Annotated in this window: 1 protein-coding gene; it reads right to left on the reverse strand. The window is 51.2% G+C overall.

From position 1 onward, the window contains the following. The coding region (locus tag BN3772_RS30280) for a phosphopantetheine-binding protein (protein WP_341872601.1) at window positions 1–650 on the reverse strand (650 nt) is incomplete at its 3' end. Between the last annotated feature and the right edge of the window lie 156 nt (window positions 651–806).

Genomic DNA, 806 nt, shown 5'->3' on the forward strand with positions numbered 1-806 from the left:
TCTAGGATCGGTGTCGGAATCACGGGTCCTGTCACTTCATTTTGCTCATAGCGGTTTTCGCTGACTGCCTCAACCGCGTGAGCGATCGCTTCCACCGTATATTTGCCCATGATCTCCTTAATGGAGACGCTGTACCCTGCGCTTCTCATCTTCGATACGATGCGGATCGCTTTGATGGAGTCTCCGCCAAGTTCAAAGAAGCTATCCTCCGCCCCAACCCTTTCTACACCCAGCACCTGACTAAAGACCTGACACAGTGTTTCTTCGATTTCGGTTCTCGGCGCAACATATTCCCGTGCACTCGTTACTTCGATTCGCGGAAGCGCCCGCTTATCGACCTTTCCGCTTCTTGTGACCGGAATGCTGTCCATCCGCATGAAGTATGCAGGGATCATATATTCCGGCAACGACGCTCCCAGGTTCTTCTTAAGTAGGGACTCGCTCATTTCTGTGTCGGATACGAAATAAGCACAGAGCGCAGAATCTCCCGATTGGTCTTTGGCAGCGATGACAGCTACGTCCACAATTCCTTCTATATGTCGCATGGCACTTTCAATTTCACCCAGTTCGATCCGGAAGCCTCGGATCTTGACCTGCTCGTCGATCCGGCCCTGGTATTCGATGTTGCCGTCAGGCAGCCATCTAGCCAAGTCTCCTGAACGATACAGCTTACCTTCTCCAAACGGATTATCGATAAATTTCTCCGCTGTCAGCTCCGGTCTGTTCAGATAACCTCTTGCTAACCCCGCACCGGCTATACACAGTTCTCCCGGAATTCCTATTCCGCACAAATTCATTCCATTCAG

It is taken from the genome of Paenibacillus camerounensis (assembly GCF_000723885.1).
Lineage (GTDB): Bacteria > Bacillota > Bacilli > Paenibacillales > Paenibacillaceae > Paenibacillus_AQ > Paenibacillus_AQ camerounensis.